We start from the raw sequence: 449 nt of genomic DNA on the forward strand, positions 1-449 counted from the left end.
GGGCAGCGACTTGCCGCGACGGTGCGCGGTGGCGGCGTGGCGTGGGAAATCGGACGGCAGCGGGGAATGGGCATTGGCTAATGCTCGAAGAGTCTCAGCCACATAACCCGGCAGGCTGTCTAGAGATATGCCGAGGCAGTTGTGAAATTCTTCGCTGCATATCTTCAACGGGTTGGATCTATGGCCCGGAAGCGGCCATCCAGATAGACGAGTGGATCGGCATATGCAGATGTGAGCACACGCTCGACACTGGCCAGCATTACCGAGTGGGTGCCGACTGCATGGTGTTCAATCAGCTCACAGAACAGCGAAGCCTGCGCCCCTTGCAGATAGGGCAACCCATTGACTTCATCAAATCGCCAGGCTTCATGATCGAAACGGTCGGTCCCCGTGGCGCTACGGCAGTGCACCGCAAGTACCTCCTGTTCTGCGCGGAGTACATTGATGCA

At 58.4% G+C, this 449-nt stretch carries 1 protein-coding gene; it reads right to left on the reverse strand.

Going from position 1 to position 449, the window contains the following annotated elements:
* Nucleotides 1–164 precede the first annotated feature (164 nt).
* Nucleotides 165–449, reverse strand: a 285-nt coding sequence (locus DU29_RS0128630) for a flavin reductase family protein (RefSeq protein ID WP_028624767.1), incomplete at its 5' end; no start/stop codon positions are given.

Source organism: Pseudomonas sp. Ant30-3 (assembly GCF_000690905.1).
Lineage (GTDB): Bacteria > Pseudomonadota > Gammaproteobacteria > Pseudomonadales > Pseudomonadaceae > Aquipseudomonas.